Genomic DNA, 20,009 nt, shown 5'->3' with positions numbered 1-20,009 from the left:
CGGCCGAGCGTCACACCGCATGGCTGACCTGTCGCCGTGCCGCCTCGAAGGCTGTCGCGAGGCTGGCGACGTGCTCGGTCTCCACCGGCTGGTCATCGCGGTGGAAGCGCTTGAAGTAGCTTCCGACGATCGCGCCATCAGTATCTGCGAGTTGCAGTGCCACGTTCTGCTCCGTCACCCCGGCACCCACGATCAGCGGGAAGTCGGGTCCGAGCAGATCCCGGAAACGTCCGATCTTGTTCATGTCCGTCACGCGTCCGGTCCCCGTACCCGTGACGACCACCGCATCGCACCGCTGTTCGGCCAGGGCGAGGTCGTCCCGCAGGGGCAATCCGGACAAGTACGGCTGGTACTTGAAGCGCACTCCGCCGAGTACGACGACGCCGGTGGATGAGCGCAACTCGGCCAGCCGGCTGCCGAATTCGGCATCCTGGTCGGGGGGAAGGTGTCCGGCCACCGAATCGAGCTGGACGAATCGCGCGTAATACTGGCTTGCCAGACGGAATCCCGCTTCCATGTCGCGCAGCGCATTGACGCCGTACACGACATCTGACCGGTGCGAGGCCAGGTAATCCAGGACTTCCTCGACGACCGGGAGGGTCGCGAAGTAGTCCTCGACGATGACAGCGTCAACCCCGTTGTCCAGGTACTGGTCGAGTTCCTCCTTCGCGATGGCGACCTTCTCGGCGTTGTCGTCTCCGCGAAGGTGCAGCATGCCGATCAGCGGTTGGTCGACGCCAAAGCACTCGCGAAATCTCACACGCGCAGTTCTCACTGTGGTTCTCCTGTTCTCACACCGGCGATGGCGCCGGCAAACTTGCTGGTCGTGACACGCCGACGACAGGCGTCGGGCGTCGGGTTCGAGGTGGGTGGCGGGTCTGTGCGCTCGCAGGCCTACGTATCGGTCCCGCCCACGGTGACCATGACCCGCACGGCGGCGGCCTGCGGTGAGTACTGGACCGTCGTGCGTTCCACGATCTCTCCGGCGGCGTCGTGCACCACGCCATTGACCTGGGTGAGGCAGCACACGGAGGGCTGCAGGTCAAGCCACTCCCGCGCCAGATCGGTCGGTGGCACCGCGCAGATCTCCAGTTCGGTGTGGTGTGGGGAGACGCCGTACTCCTCGCGGAGAACCTGATACAGCGATTCGACGGAGAAGTCGTGCTGGTCCAGGTTCGGGAAGCGTTCCAGTGACAGTCGGGATTCGTCGATGTTGACGAAGACGGTTTTGGAGTCGGTCTTCAATCCTCGGACGCGCACCAGGTGCAGCATCGGCTCGCCGGTGCGGTGATCGACCTCGCACTGGATGACTTTGGTCGTCGGCCGTTGCTGCTGGCTGCGGGCGAATTCGGTGAAGCTGCCGAAGTTCCAGATGCTGTGGCTCACCGGCGCCATCCGGACGTAGGTCCCTTTACCCCGGACCTGCTGGACCATTCCCTCACTGACCAGGATGGCCAGGGCATTGCGGATCGTCCCACGCGTGGTCCCGAACATGCGCTGCAGTTCGGACTCCGACGGCAGGAGGCTGTCGTCGGGGTACGCGCCCGACACGATCATGCGCTTGAGATAGGCGCCGATCTGGACGTACAGCGGTGAGCGATCCTGCTCGTCCAGCAGCGGTGAGCGATCCTGCTCGTCGTCCAACAGCGTCATCGGCGTCCTCTCCGGGGTAGTTGTCTACCTGTCTATACATCTATCCCAGTGAGCTCGATCACGTCAAGGGTTCCATGGGACCGGAGTCACGTCCCACTGAAAAAGGCCCCATCCCTTGCGGGATGGGGCCTTGTCAGCTCGGCGTATGAAGTTTGCTGTGAAGCTCAGGCGCTGCGGCGGATGCCCCGCTTGAGCAAGAGCTCGCGCTCGGACTCACTCAGGCCGCCCCAGATGCCGTACGGCTCGCCGACGGCCAGTGCGTGTGAACGGCACTGGGTGATCACCGGGCAGCTGCGGCACATCTCCTTGGCGCGCACCTCACGTTGAGCCCGGGCCCGTCCGCGTTCACCATCGGGGTGGAAGAACATCGATGAATCGACACCACGGCAAAGTCCTTGCATTTGCCAATCCCAGATATCCGCATTGGGTCCGGGAAGCTGCTGCGGCTGCGGCATTTGGAAAACCCCTCTCTGCTCGCCCATTTCGCCAACGCGGGCGGGTTTGAGTCGGTGGAACCGAACTGAGCTCATGTCGCCGATGACCGCTCGTGCACACAAACTAGGGGGACTGAATAAACCGCGTCAATAGCCTGCCGGTGTGCTAAAGGGCATAATCGCAGGTCGAGAATTTACATCACGTTCATCGTTGCGATGCCTTGACGGAGACATGAGTGTTAGGGCAGTGGCAACGGTCTTCAGGTTTCCCCTGTTCGGGCAGGCGGGAGCGTTGTGTGCAATTCCGGGCGGGCGATAGTTAGTTGACATGCCATTAACATTTGAGTCATCAATTGTTAACTAATGACCGGGGAGCAAAGTGAATTTCGGAGTATCCGCCGGCCCCGCGTTGCCCGGGGGTTTGCAAGGGCCTCGGGATTGATAGCGTCGCGAACCGATGACTGCAATCGCAGCGGCCGCTCCGGCCCTGGCTGACGCCGCCTTCGGGGCCGACCCCGGCCGGTGGCCGTTGCCCCCTGCAACCACCCCGCACGAGCGGTGGCTGCGGGCGGTCGCCGCCGGAGCGCAGGGGCGTTACGGCTGTGCCCTCACCGAACTCGACGCGATCCTGCGGTGCCGGGACTCCGGTCCGCTGGTGTCGCTGGCGCACAGCACCCGGGCCTCGTTCCTTCGCCAGCTGGGTGGGCATGAGCGCGCTCGCGGCGCCGACGGTCAGGCGTGGGCTCACTGCGGCGACGATGACGAGGCTGCCTCCGACGCGCTCGTCGGGCTGGCCGCCGATGCCCTCGGGGTCGGGCGCTTCGGTGTATCGGCCCGGCTGCTCGACCGGGCGCGCGCCGTCGACACGCCCGGCGACTCACGTCAGCGGATCCGGCTGGCATGGGTGAGCGCCGAACTGGCGATGGTGCAGGGCGACGGTGCCACGGCGGTCGAACACGCCCGCCGCGGTGTGGCGGCGGCTGCCGGTCACCGTTCGACGCGCCACGCCGTCAAATCTGATGTCGTGCTCGCCGCAGCGCTGTGTAGTGCCGGCGAGGTGGACGCGGCGCGGGAGGTCGCCGACGCGGCACTGCCGGCCACCGAGAAATCCGGGTTGATCCCGCTGCGGTGGGCGGTGGCCTGCGTGCTGGCCGATATCGGGAGTGCCTCGCACGACGCCGCGCAAATCGGCCGGATCCGTGACCTCAGCGCCGATACAGTGCGTCGCAGAGGCGGGGTATGGGCCGGCGCCTAGAACCGGCACCGTCACGGTTCCGCCTGATTTGATCGTTATTGTTTAGCTGAGCCAATCGCCGCGAGTGTCGGTGCAACGTAACGCTGGAGAGATCGCCCACGATGACAAGTTCGGGAGACCGTCTCGACATTGTCGTTGCTGAGGCAGTGGCAGGTGATCGGAACGCGCTCTCGGAAGTGCTGGAGATCATTCGGCCGATCGTCGTTCGGTATGTCCGGGCGAGGGTGGGGGCGACCGAGCGCAGTGGTCTGTCAGCTGATGACGTTGCGCAGGAGGTGTGCTTGGCCGCCATAACGGCGCTGCCGCGCTACAAAGATCAGGGACGCCCGTTCCTGGCCTTTGTGTATGGCATCGCTGCGCACAAGGTTGCTGACGCGCACCGCGCGGCGGCCAGGAATCGTGCCGAGCCCACCGATGTGGTGCCCGAGCGGTTCTCCCTTGACGCGGGGCCCGAGCAGTCTGCGCTCGACACCGAATCTTCTGAACGGATGGCCAGGCTGCTGTCCGTGCTGCCCGAAAAGCAGCGCGAGATCCTGATCCTGCGTGTCGTGGTCGGCATGAGTGCCGAGGAGACCGCCGAGGCGGTCGGCAGCACCGCCGGTGCGGTGCGCGTCGCTCAGCACCGTGCCCTGGCCCGGCTGAAGAACGAGATCATGGCGACGGGGCGGGATCATGCCTGACTTCGGCCGCTGGACCTCAAACGGTGGTGATCCGTCCCTCAACGAGATCAACCGGTCCGAGAAATTCATCGAGGCCTTGTCCCTCGAGCGTCAGGTCTATGCCACCGACCGGGAGGAGGCCGAACTGGCCGTCCTGCTGGCCGGGTGGCGTGACGACGCACGGCGCACCCCGATGTCGGGCATCGCGACGCCCCGCGAGGCGGTTGCGGCGCTCAACAAGGCCACCGGGCAGGGGCGTGTGCGCATGCCGATGGCGCTGGTGGGGTCGATGGCCGCCGCGCTGCTGTGCCTCGGCGGGTTCGGCGCGGCCGTGTACGGCTCGGGCCCCGGCGACGCGCTCTACGGCGTGCGCGGACTGGTCTTCGGGTCGGCGCCGGTGACGCGCGATGTGGGCGTCGAGTTGGCGTCCAGTGAGCTCAAACAGGTTCAGCAGCTGATCGACGAAGGGCAGTGGGAGCAGGCGCAGCAGAAGCTGCAGACCCTCACCACCACGGTCGCCACCGTCGGTGACGAGCAGCGCAAGCAGGAACTCGTCGACCAGTGGCAGCAGCTGTCGGTGAAGGTGGAGAACCGCGATCCGAACGCGACCGTGCCGCCTGATGCGCCGCCGGTGGTGTTGCCTGAGGTGACCGTGACGACGACACCGTCGTCCCCGGCTGAGAGCACGTCCGAGCAGACCCCGACGACGACGCCGACAACCGGACCCTCGACCTCACCGACCGAGACCACACCCGGCTCGGAGACATCGAACCCGTCGGCGACATCGACGCCGTCGGAGACCTCGCAACCGACGACCACTGCGCCGTCGACGCCGCCGTCCTCGTCCGCGACACCGTCGCCGACGACCAGTGCCGAGCCGACGACGAGCGCGTCGGCCCCGGCGACCGCTCCGTCGTCGGCGACCTCACAGCCTTCGGCGACGCACACGACATCGGTACCGACCACCTCGGCCGCTCCGGCAGCTGAGCCACCGCCGGTGACCACCACGACCGTCGCGCCTGCGGTGGAACCCACGTCTGTGCCGTCGGCACCGCCGGTACGCGCCACGACGCCTGCGCCTGTCGAGAACGGTAGTGGCGCAGATCACGAAGGCCCGGCGGGCGGGCGAGGTGGGGGGTCGGCGTTGCCGACGGTCGAACTGCCCCTGTTGCCGGGGCTAGGCGGCAATCAGCGGTAGCCGTCGGTGTCCGAGGTGGCCTCGTTGAGGGAGGCGTCGGCGTAACCGCGGCAGTAGTCCCACGTCACGTAGGCATCAGGCTCGGGATCATAGGCCGGCTCGTGCGGGCGTACCGTGCCGTCGACAAGTAGCTGCAGCAGGTTGGCCCGCAGCATGTCCCAGTCGTGGTAGTGGTCCTGCTGGCATTCGTCGCAGCAGACGACGAGGCCACGAATTCCCTTGTGCGCCAACAACGCTTCGTACACCGCGAGATCGGCTAGATCAGCCTCGACAGCCGTCCGTTCCTGGGGGTCCAGAGGCTGGCCCGGCTCGATCGCGTCCAGCGCAGCCGACGGATCGCAAGGATCGTCGGCAAACGGATCGGGCGGCAAACCAGGGGGGAGGTGGTCACGCACGAGTCCCACACTACGCAGCCGTACTCCCATCGCGCCAGCCGTCCTGATGTGCGCCGTGAGGTGCAAGGAACGGCAACATCACTGTCAATATCCGAGCCGATAGAATCGGGTTACAAGCCCCACGCCTGCCACTGGAGGCCCCACCCATGTCGATCGCTGAAAGCAGCGTTCCCATTGCCGTACCCGTGCCGACCGGCGGCGATGATCCCACCAAGATCGCAATGCTCGGTCTCACCTTTGATGATGTGCTGCTGCTCCCGGCAGCCTCCGATGTGGTCCCGGCCACCGCTGACACCTCGAGCCAGCTGACCCGCAACATCCGTCTGCGGGTGCCGATGGTCAGCTCCGCGATGGACACTGTGACCGAATCGCGGATGGCCATCGCGATGGCCCGTGCAGGTGGCATGGGCGTACTGCACCGCAACCTGCCGGCGGCCGAACAGGCCGCCCAGGTGGAGACGGTGAAGCGGTCGGAGGCCGGCATGGTCACCGACCCGGTCACCTGTTCGCCGACCAACACCCTGGCCGAGGTCGACGCGATGTGCGCCCGGTTCCGGATCTCCGGCCTGCCGGTCGTCGACGACGCCGGCTCGCTCGTGGGGATCATCACCAACCGCGACATGCGCTTCGAGGTGGACGAGAACAAGCCCGTCGCCGAGGTGATGACCAAGCCGCCGCTGATCACCGCGCAGGAAGGCGTCTCGGCAGAGGCCGCGCTGGGCCTGCTGCGTCGTCACAAGATCGAGAAGCTGCCGATCGTCGACGGGCACGGAAAGCTGACCGGCCTGATCACGGTCAAGGATTTCGTCAAGACCGAGCAGTTCCCGCTGGCCACCAAGGACAGCGACGGCCGGCTGCTGGTCGGCGCCGCTGTCGGCGTCGGTGACGATGCGTGGGCCCGGGCCATGACGCTGGTCGACGCGGGGGTCGACGTGCTTGTCGTCGACACCGCCCACGCCCACAACCGGGGCGTGCTCGACATGGTGGCGCGCGTGAAGAAGACGGTGGGCGACCGCGTCGAGGTGATCGGCGGCAACGTCGCGACCCGCGCCGCGGCGGCCGCTCTGGTGCAGGCCGGTGCCGATGCGGTCAAGGTCGGTGTCGGCCCCGGCTCGATCTGCACCACCCGCGTGGTCGCCGGTGTCGGCGCCCCGCAGATCACCGCCATCCTGGAGGCCGTCGCGGCCTGCAAGCCCTACGGGGTTCCGGTGATCGCCGACGGCGGTCTGCAGTACTCCGGCGATATCGCCAAGGCGCTGGCCGCCGGCGCTTCGACGGCCATGCTGGGGTCGCTGCTGGCCGGCACTGCGGAGTCGCCCGGTGACCTGATCTTCGTCAACGGCAAGCAGTTCAAGAGTTACCGCGGCATGGGCTCACTGGGCGCCATGCAGGGACGCGGCGGTGGCAAGTCCTACTCCAAGGACCGCTACTTCCAGGACGATGTGCTCTCCGAGGACAAGTTGGTGCCGGAGGGTATCGAGGGCCGGGTGCCGTTCCGCGGTCCGCTGGGTTCGGTGATCCACCAGCTGACCGGCGGGTTGCGGGCAGCCATGGGCTACACCGGCTCGGGCACCATCGAGCAGCTGCAGCAGGCGCAGTTCGTCCAGATCACGGCGGCCGGGTTGAAGGAAAGCCACCCGCACGACATCACCATGACTGTCGAGGCCCCCAACTACTACACCCGCTGAATCGGTGGGGCAGGAGACTAAGAACAGTCATGCGCGACATGGTTGAGATCGGCATGGGCAGAACCGCCCGCCGTACCTATGAGCTCGACGACGTCACGATCGTGCCGTCGCGGCGCACCCGTTCGTCCAAGGACGTCTCGACGACCTGGCAACTCGATGCCTACCGCTTCGAGGTTCCGGTCGTCGCGCATCCCACCGACTCCCTGGTGTCGGTGGAGTTCGCGATCGAGATGGGTCGGCTCGGCGGGCTCGGCGTGCTCAACGGCGAGGGGCTGATCGGCCGGCACGCCGATGTCGAGGACAAGATCGCCCAGGTCCTGGACGTCGCGGCGACAGCCGACGATGATTCGGCCGCCATCCGGATGCTGCAGCAGCTGCATGCCGCACCCCTGGACCCCGAGCTCCTCGGTGCGGCGGTGACCCGCATCCGTGAGGCCGGCGTGACCACGGCCGTCCGCGTCAGCCCGCAGAACGCCCAGGCACTGACGCCGACACTGGTGGCTGCCGGGATCGACCTGCTGGTCATCCAGGGCACCATCATCTCGGCCGAACGTGTCGCATCCGACGGTGAGCCGCTGAACCTGAAGACGTTCATCTCCGAGCTCGACGTGCCCGTGGTGGCAGGCGGTGTACTCGACCATCGCACCGCACTGCACCTGATGCGTACCGGCGCGGCCGGCGTGATCGTCGGCTACGGCTCCACGGCCGGGGTCACCACGAGCGACGAGGTTCTGGGCATCAGCGTGCCGATGGCCACGGCGATCGCCGACGCGGCCGCCGCGCGCCGCGAGTACCTCGACGAGACCGGCGGACGCTACGTGCACGTGCTGGCCGACGGCGACATTCACTCCTCCGGAGACCTGGCCAAGGCGATCGCCTGCGGCGCCGACGCCGTCGTGTTGGGCACGCCGCTGGCGGTGGCCGCCGAGGCCCAGGGAGGGGGCTGGTTCTGGCCGACCGCGGCCGCGCACCCGTCGTTGCCGCGCGGTGCCCTGCTGCAGGTGGCGGTCGGGGAGCGGCCGGGCCTGGAGCAGGTGCTGACCGGGCCGTCCGATGATCCGTTCGGTTCGCTGAACCTGGTCGGTGGCCTGCGCCGGTCGATGGCCAAGGCCGGGTACTGCGATCTCAAGGAGTTCCAGAAGGTCGGCCTGACGGTCGGGTCTTAGCGCCGAGCGGGGGATCGCCTTGCCGATTTCTACACCACGGTAGTGATGGGCTCAGATCGCGACCCAGACGTAGAAATCGCCGCGGCATGACGGGACCCTTCTTTACAAGTTAGGGCTTCCTGTCTAGAAGTTACCTGGCGGTAGCGTCATACTGATCACATGAAGCCTGACTACGACGTCTTGGTGATCGGTTCGGGGTTCGGCGGCAGCGTCAGTGCGCTGCGGCTGACGGAGAAGGGCTATCGGGTCGGTGTACTCGAAGCCGGCCAGAGGTTCGCGGACGCGGACTTCGCCAAGACCTCGTGGGATCTGCGGAAGTTCCTGTGGGCTCCGCAGTTGGGCATGTACGGCATCCAGCGCATCCACCTGTTGCGCAACGTGATGATCCTGGCCGGTGCGGGTGTGGGCGGCGGATCGCTGAACTACGCCAACACCCTTTACGTGCCGCCGGCGCCGTTCTTCAACGACCCGCAGTGGAAGGACATCACCGACTGGCGTGCCGAGCTGATGCCGCATTACGACCAGGCCCAGCGGATGCTCGGCGTCGTGAAGAACCCGACCTTCACCGACGCGGACCGCATAGTCAAAGAGGTCGCCGACGATATGGGCTGCGGAGACACCTTCGTCGCCACGCCGGTGGGGGTGTTCTTCGGCCTCGACGGCGAGATGACACCGGGCAAGACCGTGCCCGACCCGTTCTTCGGCGGGGTCGGACCGGCCCGCACCGGGTGTATCGAGTGCGGGGAATGCATGACCGGTTGTCGCCACGGCGCCAAGAACACGCTCGTCAAGAACTACCTCGGGCTGGCGGAATCGGCTGGGGCACAAGTGCATCCGATGACCACGGTGACGAGTTTCGAGCAGCGTGCCGACGGCCTGTGGGAGGTCAGCACCGTGCGTACCGGCAGCAAGCTGCGGCGCGGGCGCAAGACCTTCACCGCGACGCACCTGATCCTGGCGGCCGGGACGTACAACACCCAGAAGCTGCTGTTCAAGATGCGGGACACCGGCAAGCTGAACAAGCTCTCGGCCAAACTCGGCGTGCTGACCCGCACCAACTCCGAGTCCATCGTCGGCGCCCAGACCCTCACGGTGACACCTGGCATGGATCTGACCCACGGCGTGGCCATCACCTCCTCGGTGCATCCCACCGCCGACACTCACGTCGAGCCGGTGCGCTACGGCAAGGGCTCCAACGCGATGGGGCTGCTGCAGACGCTGATGACCGACGGCACCGGGCCGCAGGGCACCGACGTGCCCCGTTGGCGGCAGTTCCTCGAACAGGGTCGCCAGGATCCGGGCAAGCTGATCCGTCTGCTCAACCCGCAGCGGTGGAGTGAGCGCACGGTCATCGCCCTGGTGATGCAGCATCTGGACAACTCGATCACCACGTTCACCAAGCGTGGGCCCGGCGGCAAGCGGGTCATGACGTCCAAACAGGGCCACGGCGAGCCGAACCCGACGTGGATCCCGGTGGGGAACGAGTTCACCAGGCGGATGGCGGAGAAGGTCGACGGGGTCGCGGGCGGCACCTGGGGCGAGCTGTTCAACATCCCGCTCACCGCGCATTTCCTGGGTGGGGCGGCCATCGGCGACAGCGCCGACCACGGTGTCATCGACCCGTATCAGCGCGTGTACAACTACCCCACGCTCTATGTCATGGACGGCGCCGCGATCTCGGCGAACCTCGGGGTGAACCCGTCGTTGTCGATCACGGCCCAAGCCGAACGCGCTGCGTCGTTGTGGCCGAACAAGGGCCAGGACGACCAGCGTCCGGAGCAGAATGAGCCGTACCGGAAACTGGCGCCGATCGCGCCCGAGCATCCCGTGGTGCCGGCCGAGGCGCCTGCCGGACTGCGGCGGCTGCCGATCGAACCCGTCAACTCGGGCGGTTAGTTCCCGCCCCGTTCCGGGTACCTAACCGTCGCCGGGCGGCGAGGTCCGGCCGGGAGGGGTGTGGCGCATGCGGAAGGCGTTCCACGACGAGTTGGCGGCACTGTCCACTCAACTCGCCGAGATGTGCGCGCTGGCGGTGAGTGCGATGCAGCGCGCCAATGCGGCCCTGCTCGACTCCGACCTGTCGTTGGCCGAGCAGGTCATCGCCGACTACGAACACATCGCCGCCTACGACTGCCGTATCGAGGAGTCGGCGTTTCGGCTGCTGGTCCTGCAGCAGCCGGTCGCCGGCGAACTGCGCGCGATCGTCGGTTCGATGCACATCGCCGCCGACCTCGACCGCATGGGAGCGCTTGCGGTGCACGTCGCCGACATCTCCCGGCTGCGCCATCCGGACTGCGCCCTGCCGGAGGAGGTGCGCGCCTGTTTTGCCGAGATGGGAGACCAGGCGGTGGGCCTGGCGCGGGCCGCAGAAGAGGTGCTGGTTTCCCGCGACCCCGATGCCGCCGCACGTCTGCGCGACGAGGACGATGCCGTCGACGCCGCGCATCGACATCTGTTTACTTTGCTGCTGGACCGCCCCTGGGATGACGGGGTGTGCTCGGCGGTCGACGTCGCACTGCTGGGCCGCTACTACGAGCGATTCGCCGATCACGCCGTCGAGATCGGCAAGCGGGTGATCTTCGAGGCGACCGGCGGGCGGCCGGTGCACAAGAAGCTGGCCTGAGCCGCTACCGGCCGGGAGCCGGGCTGGATTCGAGCAGCGCGGTGAACAGCCGGGTGAGTGTGTCGACATCGACCGTCCCCGGTTGCAGCACCTCCTCGGTGGCGATGCCGGAGATGATGGTGACCACCAGTTGGGCGAGTGCCGACAGCTGGTGACCGGGCAGGGACGTGCCGGCCTGTTCGACGATGCGCAGCGCTTGATCGGCAGCGGCGCGGCGGCGGGCCACCAGGCGTTCGCGCAGCTGGGGATCTCGGACCGCACGCAGCCAGTACTCGGTCAGCACGATCTGGTACTCGGTCTGATCGTGTATCGAATCAAGCGTTGACCGGCTCAATGCCGCGGCGATCGCGGCGGTGTCGCCGTGCCCACTGTCGAGAGCGGTTGCGATGAGGGCGCCGCGACTCTCGAACTGCCGGTCCAACAGGGCCAGGAACAGCTCGTCCTTGGATTCGAAGTTGGAGTACACCGCGCCTTTGGTGAATCCCGCGGCGTGACCGATGGCGTCGATGGTGGCGCCGGCGAACCCTTCGGCCGCGAAAACCTTGAGCGCTGCGTCGAGGATCCGGTCGCGGACCTCGTCGCGGGTGGGACGGGTCCGGGCGGGTTTGACAGCCGACATGGGGAACACAATACTCGCTGGTATCGTTTGGATACCAGCGAGTATCGAAAGGTCGGAGATGGAAGATCAGGACGACGCCGAGGACACCCGGGCGTCCGAGGGGGACGACGCGACCGAGGCGCCCGACGAGGACGCCGCGCAGGACGCGCCGCAGATCGTCACGGCCGGGTTGGGGGTGGACGGCGAGCACGGACCGTTGTTCTCGAACATCGACCTCGAGCTCACGCCGGGATTCCACGCCATTCAGATGCCCGGCGGCTGGGGCCAGACCGCACTGCTGCTCACGCTGGCCGGCCGGCTCAAGCCCACCCGCGGCACAGTGACGGTCTGCGGCGAGACCGCCCCCCGAGCGATCCGGCGGCACTGCGCAATCGCGGCGTTCGCCGACATCGACGAGCTGGAGGACTCGGTCACCGTGCGGACAGTGCTCGCCGAGCAGCGCCGGTGGCTGGCCCCGTGGTATCGACGGGTTCCGATCGAGGCCGGCGAATCCGCACTGCGTGAAGTCTTCGGAGAACTGACGCCGCCCGCGGCCGAGACCTACATCAGCGAACTGTCCGATCTCGATCTGTTCCTGCTGAAGGTCACCCTGGCCCTGTTCTCGAATCGTCCGATCCTGGTGGTCGGCGACCTCGAACAGGTAAGGGACAACTCGCGCCGGGCGGTTGCAGTCGAACGACTCGGCGCCATCGCCACCCAGCGCACCGTCGTTGTCGGCGTGACCAATCCGCTCGGTGTCGAAGCCCCCGACCACGGTCTGCACGATCACCGCATCCTGACCGGAAAGAACGAACAGTGTTGAATTTTCTTCGCGCAAGCGGCTCATCCCCGCTTGCTGGAATCAACTTCGGTGCCCCGGCCGCCGGACTCGCCTTCGGCTCTGAGATCAAACGCTTCGGCCGCAGCCGGATGACCCGCGCCGCGATAGTGGTGCTGATGCTGTTGCCGCTGGTGTACGGCGCGTTGTACCTCTGGGCGTACTGGGACCCCTTCGGTCAGGTCGACAAGATGCCGGTGGCACTCGTCAATGCCGATCGGGGCGCGGTGGTTTCGGGCCAGCACATCAATGTCGGTGCCGAGATCGCCAAGAGCCTGACCGACGATGCGAGCCTGAACTGGCATGTGGTGGATGACGACGAGGCGCGTAGCGGCGTCGAACACGGCCAGTACTACTTCATGCTTGAGCTCCCGGCCGATTTCAGTGAGGCGATCGCGTCACCGCTGACCGGGAACCCCAAGCAGGCCAACCTGAATGCGGTCTACAACGACGCCAACAACTACATTTCGTCGAACATCGGCCGCACCGCGATCGACCAGGTGCTCAATGCGGTGTCGACGCGGATCTCGGGCCAGGCGGTCAACCAGGTGCTCTCGGTCGTGGTCAGCTCGGGCGCCGGGATCAAGCAGGCTGCGGACGGTGCGGCCCAACTCGCCGACGGGGCGGTGAAAGTCGATGACGGCGCCGGTCAGCTGGCAACCGGGCTTCACAGCGCCCGGTCCGGCTCGGCCCAGTTGGCCACCGGCGCCAAGCAGCTCTCCGACGGGATCACCAAGGCCACTGACCCGCTGGTCGCGGTGAGCTCGGCGCTGTCGAAGGTCGGTGGCGACACCCAGAAACTCGAAGACGGCACCGCGGCGTTGCGTCAGGCCAATGACCAGATCGGTGCCATCACCGGGGCGCAGGATTCCGCTGCGACGGCGCTGACGTCGGTGATCGATCAGCTCTCGGCCAGCCCGGATCCGCTCGCCAACAACGCGGCCGGAACGCTGCGGGGTGTCCAGGATGACCTTCGGGCCCACCAGCTCACCCCGCAGATCCGCCAACAGCTCACCGATGCGGAGAATGCGGCGATCTCGATGACGTCGTCGTTGCGCAACCCCGGCAGCCCGCTGAACTCCGCGCTCGATCAGGTCGGTAGCAAGAACTCCGATCTCAACGCCAAGCTGAACCAACTGCGTAGCGGAGCTCAGCAGCTGGCCTCGGGCAATGCCGAATTGGCCAGTGGTATAGCCAAACTCGACACCGGTGCCGGGCAGCTGAAATCCGGCACCTCGCAGTTGCGGTCCGGATCGGCCGAGTTGGCGACCAAGCTCGCCGACGGCGCCGGCCAGGTGCCCGATTGGACACCCGCGCAGAAGGAGGCGATCGCCGACACCATCGGCGGCCCGGTCCACCTGCAGAACTCGGCCGAGAACGCCGCGCCGAACTTCGGCACCGGGATGGCGCCGTTCTTCATCACGCTCGCCCTGTTCTTCGGTGCGCTCGTGCTGTGGATGGTGTTGCGTCCGTTGCAGAACCGCCCGATCGCCGCGGAGGTACTGGCGATCCGAGTGGTGCTCGCCAGCTACGTGCCCGCCGCGGTGATCGGGATCTTCCAGGCCATCATCCTGTATTGCGTGGTGCGGTTCGCCCTGGGCATGCAGGTGGCACATCCGGTCGCGATGCTGGGCTTCATGATGCTGATCTCGTGCACCTTCGTGGCGGCGACGCAGGCGATCAACGCATTCGTCGGCCCCGCGGTGGGTCGGGTGCTGCTGATGGCCCTGCTCATGCTCCAGCTGGTCAGCGCAGGCGGGATGTATCCGGTGGAGACCACGTCACGCCCGTTCCAGGCGTTCCACAACTACGACCCGATGACATACGGTGTCAACGGATTACGTCAGCTCATCCTCGGCGGTATCGATCACCGGCTCTGGCAGGCGATCATCACCCTGCTGCTGATCTGGGTCGGTGCCCTGACCATCTCGTCGCTGTCGGCCCGGCGCAACCGGCTGTGGAACATCATCCGGCTGATGCCGGCGATCAAGATGTGAGTCAGACCGCCTGGAGCAGAGCGGCATCCGCGAGCGGCCGGCTGCGCTGCCCGTGGATGTCGACGGGCACGTCACCGGAGAGCGTCACGCGGTGCATCACCCGGCGCTGGTTGTCGTAGTCGTCGACAGCGCGGTGCTGGGTGGCCCGGTTGTCCCAGATCGCGACGTCGCCGGGTGCCCAGTTCCAACGAATGGTGTTCTCCGGAACGGTGATCCGGCGCTGCAGCAACTCCAGTAGCGTCGCGGATTCGTGGCTGTCCAGGCCGAGGAAGCCGCGGGTGAAGTCGCCGGCCACCAGGGTGCGCTCGCCGGTCTCCGGATGCACCCGGACCACCGGGTGCTCGGTACGGAAATCGGGCTTCTCGAACGCGGCACGCAGGACCTGCTGTTCTTCGGTGAGCGCGATCGCGGCTGCGGCGGCGTAGTCGTACCGGTTGCTGTGCACTGCCCAGAGGTTCTCGGTGAGGTGCTTGAGCGGGTCGGGTAGTGCCTCGTAAGCCGCGGCGGTCGATGCCCACAGGGTGGAGCCGCCGTACTCGGGCAGGGTGACTGCGCGCAGGATGGATGCGGCGGGGTAGTCGGGGACGAAGGTGACGTCGGTGTGCCAGCGGGTCGCCTTGGCGTACTCGGAGTCGATCGGCGTGATGATCGGAGCGCCGTCGTTCTTGAGCGCGTGATGACCGACCGGGGTTCCCAGCAGTCGCGCGAAGGCGTGCTGTCCCTCGTCGGTGAGGTGGTGCTGGCCGCCGAAGAAGATCACCTTGTGCTCGAGCAGCGCGCGCCGGATGTCGGCGACCGTGCTCTCGTCGAGATCCCCGCCTAACTGGACCCCGTCGATACGGGCGCCGATACGGCTGCCGAGCTTCTTGATGGTGAGGGGAGCGGTGGTGGAAGCGGTCATCGGATCAGTCCTTTGCGCTGGTGGGAACAACTGTAGTCGAGTGACTACACCTGCATGTCGGCTAGTGTAGTCACATGACTACGTCGACGCCACCGTCCAAGGATGCGACCGGGCCGGTCGGCCGCGACGAGGTGGTCGCGGCCGCACTGTCCGCCGCGGCCGAACTGTTCGCCGAACACGGCCCGGCGGCCACGTCCATCCGTGACATCGCCGCCAGGTCCAAGGTCAACCACGGACTGATCTACCGGCACTTCGGTACCAAGGAGCAGCTGGTCGGCGCGGTACTCGATCACCTCGGTGGCCGGCTCACCGCGCTGTTGGACGACGGGGGCCCAGCCGACGAGATCGACCAGACCATGGACCAGCACATGCGGTTGATGGCCAGGGCGCTGCTCGACGGCTACCCCGTGGGCCGGCTGCAGACCCAGTTTCCGGGGGTCACGAGGCTGCTCGGACAGGTGCTGCCGCGTTTCGAGGATGAGCGCACCGGACGGCTGGCCGTCGCCAACGCCGTTGCGCTGCAACTAGGGTGGCGCTTGTTCGAACCGTTCCTGAAGTCGGCGACCGGCCTGGACTCGATCAGCGACGACGACGTGCGCGCCACGGTGAGCGCGGAGATCGCACAGATCCTCGCACCCGACGACTCTTCTGCGGGTTAGTCAGCCGCCGCCGCTGACCGCGGCTTCGACTTTGTCGCCGAGCTGTTTGTCGACGTTCTTCCAGTACTCGAAGGCCCGTTCCAGGACGTGGTCGGAGACGCCCTTCGACAGGTGACCGGCGATGTTGGAGACCAGCCGGGCCCGCGCCGCGTCGTCGAGCACTTCGCGCACCATCGTGCCGGCCTGGCCCCAGTCGTCGTCCTCGGCGTGCAGCGTGTACGCGGCGCGAACCATGTCGCCGTCGGCGTGCCACAGTGATTCGCCGGTGCGGGCCGGATCGGCCTGCGGGCCGCCGTACGAATTCGGGGCGTACACCGGATCGGAGGCGTTCGTGATGCGCATGGCGCCGTCTTTCGAATAACTGTGCACGTCGACCTTGGGCGAGTTGACCGGGATCTGCTTGTAGTTGGTCCCGAGCCGAGCGCGGTGGGCGTCGGCATACGAGAAGTCACGGGCCAGCAGCATCTTGTCCGGACTCAAGCCGGTGCCGGGCACGCGGTTGTTCGGTTCGAAGGCGGCCTGCTCCATCTCGGTGTGGTAGTCGGTGACGTTGCGGTCCAGGCGCAGAGTGCCGACGTCGATCAGCGGATAGTCGCCGTGCGGCCACACCTTGGTCAGGTCGAACGGGTTGAACCGATAGTCCTTGGCCTCCTCGAACGGCATGATCTGCACTTTCAACGACCAGGTCGGAAACTCGCCGCGCTCGATGGCCGAGTAGAGATCGCGCTGGTGGGCGTCGCCGTCGATCCCGGCCATCTTGTCGCCTTCCTCCTGCGTGAGGAACTCGACGCCCTGGTCGGTCTTGAAGTGGTATTTGACCCAGAAGATCTCCCCGGCCGCGTTGATCCAGCTGTAGGTGTGGCTGGAGTAGCCGTTCATGTGCCGCCAATCGCGGGGGATGCCGCGATCACCCATCAGCCACGTCACCTGATGGGCCGACTCCGGGGACAAAGTCCAGAAATCCCACTGCATGTCGTGATCACGCAGGTTGTTGCCCGCGCGCCGCTTCTGGGAGCGGATGAAGTGCTGGAACTTCAACGGGTCACGCATAAAGAACACCGGGGTGTTGTTGCCGACCATGTCGAAGTTGCCCTCGGTCGTGTAGAACTTCGTGGCGAAGCCACGAGGATCACGCCAGGTGTCGGGGCTGCCGCGCTCACCGGCCACGGTCGAAAACCGGGTCAGGGTATCGGTTTTGACGCCCGGCTGGAACAGTGCGGCCTTGGTGTAGGCGCTGACGTCGCTGGTCACCTCGAAGTGGCCGAATGCGCCGCCGCCCTTGGCGTGCGGCTGGCGTTCCGGGATGCGCTCCCGGTTGAACATCGCCATCTGCTCGATCAGGTAGTGGTCCTGCAGCAGGATCGGTCCGTCCGGACCGATCGTCAGCGAATGTTCGTCGCTGTACACCGGAATTCCGGCGTCGGTGGTTGTCGGCTTGGGCTGGGTACCGGTCACCCCGTCGCTCCTCTCGCTCTTCAGCGGAAAGCGCCGCGCGATGCGACGCCACCGCTGTGACGGACGGGAGCTGAGTACCCAGTGGCTTTCGAATCCACACCCGGCGAGCCGGGTCGTTACTGTTCGGCGTGGCCGGCGCGACGGCGTACCGGTTCCCGGCCGGGCGGCTGAGGCGGCGGAGGCAGCAGCGGATGGCGGGGAACGACCGCGACTGTGGTCGGTCCACTGGTGCTGAGCACCACGTCGTCCCCGGCGTGGCGGATGGCCAGCGACCCGTCCGGCCCGTCGCGCAAGGTGTACGTGACGGCGTCGTGATGCGTGTCGACCGTCAACCGGAATCCCTTCCAGCGCAACCGGAAACGTAGGCACGAGATACCGTCGGGCAGATGCGGGTCCAGCGACAGGACGCCCTCGTCGTCGCGCAGCCCACCGAAGCCGGCCACCAGAGCCGTCCAGGCACCGGCCAGCGAGGCCATGTGCAGACCGTCGCGCGTGTTGTGCTGCAGATCACGCAGGTCGATCAGCGCGGCCTCATAGGCGTAGTCGTGGGCCAGCTCGAGGTGGCCGACCTCGGCGCACATCACCGCCTGGGTACATGCCGACAGTGACGAGTCGCGGGTGGTGCGCCGCTCGTAGTAGTCGACGTTGCGGGCCTTCTGTTCCGCGGTGAACGCGTGGCTCCGCCACTGCATGGCCAGCACCAGATCTGCCTGCTTGAGCACCTGGGCCGGGTAGAGCCGGACATACGGCTCGTTCAGTAACAGCGGATAGGTGGTGTTGGACGTGAAGTCCCATTCGGCCAGCGTGGTGAAGCCCTGGCACTGCGGGTGCACCCCCAGTTCGTCGTCGTAGGGGATGTGGGCGGCGTCGGCGGCGTCGCGCCAGGCCGCGGTCTCCTCGGTGGTCACGCCCATCGAGTAGGACGCCTCCGGGTGGCGGGTGCAGGCGTCGACGGCCACCCGAAGGTTGTGTGCGGCCATCAGATTGGTGAAGACGTTGTCGCGCACCACCGCGGTGTATTCGTCGGGTCCGGTAACGCCGTCCAGATGCCAGATCCCGTGGCGGTCATGGTGACCCAACGACATCCACAGCCGGGCGGTGTCTACCAGGACCTCCAGGCCGCATTCCTGCTCCAGCGAATCATCGCCGGTGACAACGCGATAGCGCTCGAACGCGGCGGCGATGTCGGCGTTGATGTGCCATGCGGCGGTGCCCGCCGGCCAATACGCCGAGCATTCCTCACCTCGGATCGTGCGCCACGGGAAACTGGCGCCCTTCAGATCGAGCTGTTGCGCACGGTCGCGGGCGAGGTCCAGCGTGGAGGCCCGCCACCGCAGTGCGTCGGCGGCCGCCTGGGGATTGGTGTACGTCAGCACCGGCAGCACGAAACCCTCGGTGTCCCAGAAGGCATGGCCGTCGTAACCCGTGCCGGTCAGCCCTTTGCCGGCGATCGCACGTCGCTCCGCACGGGCACTGGCCTGCAGCACGTGGAACAACCCGAATCGCACCGCCTGCTGGCAATCCGGGTCACCTTCGACCTCGACGTCCGCGGAGTCCCAGAACTCGTCGAGGTAGGCGCGTTGGGAGTCCAGCAGCCCCTGCCACCCGCTGTAGCGGGCGCCGGCGATGGCGCCGGCGGCCTGATCGCGCAGGGCGGGACGCGAACGCAGGCTCGACCATCCGTAGCCGAGATATTTGACGATGCGCAGCTTCTGTCCGGCCCGCAGCCCGCAGATGACGGTGGTCCGGGCCAGGTCGTCACGGGAGTCGGTGCTCACCTCGACCCGCCCCGGCACCTCGACGTCATGGTCCATCGCGGCCGCCATCATCAGTCCACTGCTTCTGGTGCGGTGCACCAAAAGCGCACCGGTGTCGGTGTTTTCGTGGTGCACGGCGTGCAGCGGATGTTTGAGCACCGCCGATACCCGTGGGTCGCCGGCGGTCTCGGGTTGATCCTCGTTGGTGACGAGTTCGGATTGCACTGTCACCCGGGTGAATTCGCCGACAGCCTCCACTGTGTACTCGATGGCGGCCACGCCGCGGTGCGCGAAGGACACCAGGCGGGTGGAGACCACCCGGACCTGCTTTCCCGCCGGGGAGCGCCAGTGCGCGAGGCGAGTCAGGGTGCCGGCGCGAAGATCCAGGATGCGCTCATGGTCGATCAGATCGCCGTAGCGCAGGTCGAAGGGCTCGTCATCGACCAACAGTCGCAGCAGCTTGCCGTTGGTGACGTCGACGACGGTCTGCCCTGCCTCGGGATAGCCGAATCCGGCTTCGGCGTAGGGCAGCGGGCGCACCTCGAAGAACCCGGCCAGGTACGTCCCGGGCAGGCCGTACGGCTCGCCCTCATCGAGGTTGCCGCGCAGGCCGATGTGACCGTTGGACAGTGCGAACAGCGATTCGGACTGAGCCAGCAGGTTGAGGTCCAACCGGGTTTCGCGCACCTGCCACGGTTCGACCGGGTACGCGTCGTGGGTGATCATCATGGCG

The 20,009-nt window shown here is 66.9% G+C and carries 18 protein-coding genes; 10 read left to right on the top strand and 8 right to left on the bottom strand.

Going from position 1 to position 20,009, the window contains the following annotated elements:
• Positions 1 to 10 precede the first annotated feature (10 nt).
• The 3 genes from ACWEFV_RS12700 to ACWEFV_RS12690 all read right to left on the bottom strand — a co-directional run bounded on the left by ACWEFV_RS12700 (position 11) and on the right by ACWEFV_RS12690 (position 2,108).
• Positions 11 to 775, bottom strand: a complete 765-nt coding sequence (locus tag ACWEFV_RS12700) for a BtpA/SgcQ family protein (RefSeq protein WP_210115489.1) — start codon at positions 773 to 775, stop codon at positions 11 to 13.
• Positions 776 to 894: 119 nt separating this feature from the next.
• A complete protein-coding gene (locus ACWEFV_RS12695; protein WP_135453034.1) occupies positions 895 to 1,653 on the bottom strand; it encodes a GntR family transcriptional regulator in 759 nt (252 codons plus the stop codon).
• A gap of 164 nt (positions 1,654 to 1,817) precedes the next feature.
• Positions 1,818 to 2,108: a WhiB family transcriptional regulator gene (locus ACWEFV_RS12690; RefSeq protein ID WP_029107049.1), complete on the bottom strand. Its 291-nt coding sequence runs from the start codon at positions 2,106 to 2,108 to the stop codon at positions 1,818 to 1,820.
• Positions 2,109 to 2,544: 436 nt separating this feature from the next.
• Here ACWEFV_RS12690 and ACWEFV_RS12685 point away from each other — a divergent pair, with 436 nt between their 5' ends.
• From ACWEFV_RS12685 to ACWEFV_RS12675, 3 genes are all read left to right on the top strand, one after another.
• Entirely contained in the window at positions 2,545 to 3,342 is a 798-nt protein-coding gene (locus ACWEFV_RS12685; protein WP_135453035.1) for a hypothetical protein, read from the top strand.
• Between the two features lie 101 nt (positions 3,343 to 3,443).
• On the top strand, positions 3,444 to 4,022 hold the full coding sequence (locus ACWEFV_RS12680; protein ID WP_135453036.1) for a sigma-70 family RNA polymerase sigma factor: 579 nt from the start codon (positions 3,444 to 3,446) through the stop codon (positions 4,020 to 4,022).
• The gene (locus ACWEFV_RS12675) at positions 4,015 to 5,199 is read left to right on the top strand and encodes an anti-sigma-D factor RsdA (protein WP_135453037.1); all 1,185 of its coding nucleotides are present in this window, start codon (positions 4,015 to 4,017) and stop codon (positions 5,197 to 5,199) included. Before ACWEFV_RS12680 ends, ACWEFV_RS12675 begins: the two co-directional genes overlap by 8 nt.
• Here the strand turns inward: ACWEFV_RS12675 and ACWEFV_RS12670 are convergent.
• On the bottom strand, positions 5,190 to 5,594 hold the full coding sequence (locus ACWEFV_RS12670) for a DUF5319 domain-containing protein (RefSeq protein ID WP_003882245.1): 405 nt from the start codon (positions 5,592 to 5,594) through the stop codon (positions 5,190 to 5,192). The genes ACWEFV_RS12675 and ACWEFV_RS12670 overlap by 10 nt on opposite strands.
• A gap of 146 nt (positions 5,595 to 5,740) precedes the next feature.
• Between ACWEFV_RS12670 and guaB the strand changes: the two genes are divergently transcribed.
• From guaB to phoU, 4 genes are all read left to right on the top strand, one after another.
• Positions 5,741 to 7,282: an IMP dehydrogenase gene (guaB, locus tag ACWEFV_RS12665; RefSeq protein ID WP_135453038.1), complete on the top strand. Its 1,542-nt coding sequence runs from the start codon at positions 5,741 to 5,743 to the stop codon at positions 7,280 to 7,282.
• Between the two features lie 38 nt (positions 7,283 to 7,320).
• Positions 7,321 to 8,448: a GuaB3 family IMP dehydrogenase-related protein gene (locus ACWEFV_RS12660; protein WP_210115633.1), complete on the top strand. Its 1,128-nt coding sequence runs from the start codon at positions 7,321 to 7,323 to the stop codon at positions 8,446 to 8,448.
• A 159-nt stretch (positions 8,449 to 8,607) separates the two neighbouring features.
• A complete protein-coding gene (locus ACWEFV_RS12655; RefSeq protein ID WP_450070409.1) occupies positions 8,608 to 10,344 on the top strand; it encodes a GMC oxidoreductase in 1,737 nt (578 codons plus the stop codon).
• A 67-nt stretch (positions 10,345 to 10,411) separates the two neighbouring features.
• Complete coding sequence (phoU, locus tag ACWEFV_RS12650; protein WP_450070408.1) at positions 10,412 to 11,071, top strand: phosphate signaling complex protein PhoU; 660 nt, start codon at positions 10,412 to 10,414, stop codon at positions 11,069 to 11,071.
• A 4-nt stretch (positions 11,072 to 11,075) separates the two neighbouring features.
• Here the strand turns inward: phoU and ACWEFV_RS12645 are convergent, their stop codons facing one another.
• On the bottom strand, positions 11,076 to 11,690 hold the full coding sequence (locus ACWEFV_RS12645) for a TetR/AcrR family transcriptional regulator (protein ID WP_234941143.1): 615 nt from the start codon (positions 11,688 to 11,690) through the stop codon (positions 11,076 to 11,078).
• Positions 11,691 to 11,748: 58 nt separating this feature from the next.
• On the opposite strand from ACWEFV_RS12645, the gene ACWEFV_RS12640 reads away from it, so the two are divergent.
• Complete coding sequence (locus tag ACWEFV_RS12640; protein WP_450070407.1) at positions 11,749 to 12,492, top strand: hypothetical protein; 744 nt, start codon at positions 11,749 to 11,751, stop codon at positions 12,490 to 12,492.
• Positions 12,493 to 12,575: 83 nt separating this feature from the next.
• Positions 12,576 to 14,504, top strand: a complete 1,929-nt coding sequence (locus tag ACWEFV_RS12635; protein WP_286175268.1) for a YhgE/Pip domain-containing protein — start codon at positions 12,576 to 12,578, stop codon at positions 14,502 to 14,504.
• Between the two features lies 1 nt (position 14,505).
• Here the strand turns inward: ACWEFV_RS12635 and ACWEFV_RS12630 are convergent, their stop codons facing one another.
• Positions 14,506 to 15,405 carry a TauD/TfdA dioxygenase family protein gene (locus ACWEFV_RS12630; protein WP_450070406.1) on the bottom strand — a complete coding sequence of 300 codons (900 nt, stop codon included), beginning with the start codon at positions 15,403 to 15,405 and terminating at the stop codon, positions 14,506 to 14,508.
• Between the two features lie 74 nt (positions 15,406 to 15,479).
• On the opposite strand from ACWEFV_RS12630, the gene ACWEFV_RS12625 reads away from it, so the two are divergent.
• Entirely contained in the window at positions 15,480 to 16,064 is a 585-nt protein-coding gene (locus ACWEFV_RS12625) for a TetR/AcrR family transcriptional regulator (RefSeq protein WP_450070405.1), read from the top strand.
• Here ACWEFV_RS12625 and ACWEFV_RS12620 read toward each other — a convergent pair whose 3' ends face one another.
• Positions 16,065 to 17,519 carry a catalase gene (locus tag ACWEFV_RS12620; RefSeq protein ID WP_135453045.1) on the bottom strand — a complete coding sequence of 485 codons (1,455 nt, stop codon included), beginning with the start codon at positions 17,517 to 17,519 and terminating at the stop codon, positions 16,065 to 16,067.
• 116 nt (positions 17,520 to 17,635) lie between these two features.
• Positions 17,636 to 20,002, bottom strand: a complete 2,367-nt coding sequence (locus tag ACWEFV_RS12615) for a glycoside hydrolase family 65 protein (protein WP_135459900.1) — start codon at positions 20,000 to 20,002, stop codon at positions 17,636 to 17,638.
• Positions 20,003 to 20,009: the final 7 nt, after the last annotated feature.

This window comes from Mycobacterium sp. NPDC004974 (assembly GCF_053600815.1).
The sequence above is the reverse complement of the archived record's forward strand: the minus strand, read 5'-3'. Positions and strand labels throughout refer to the sequence as shown.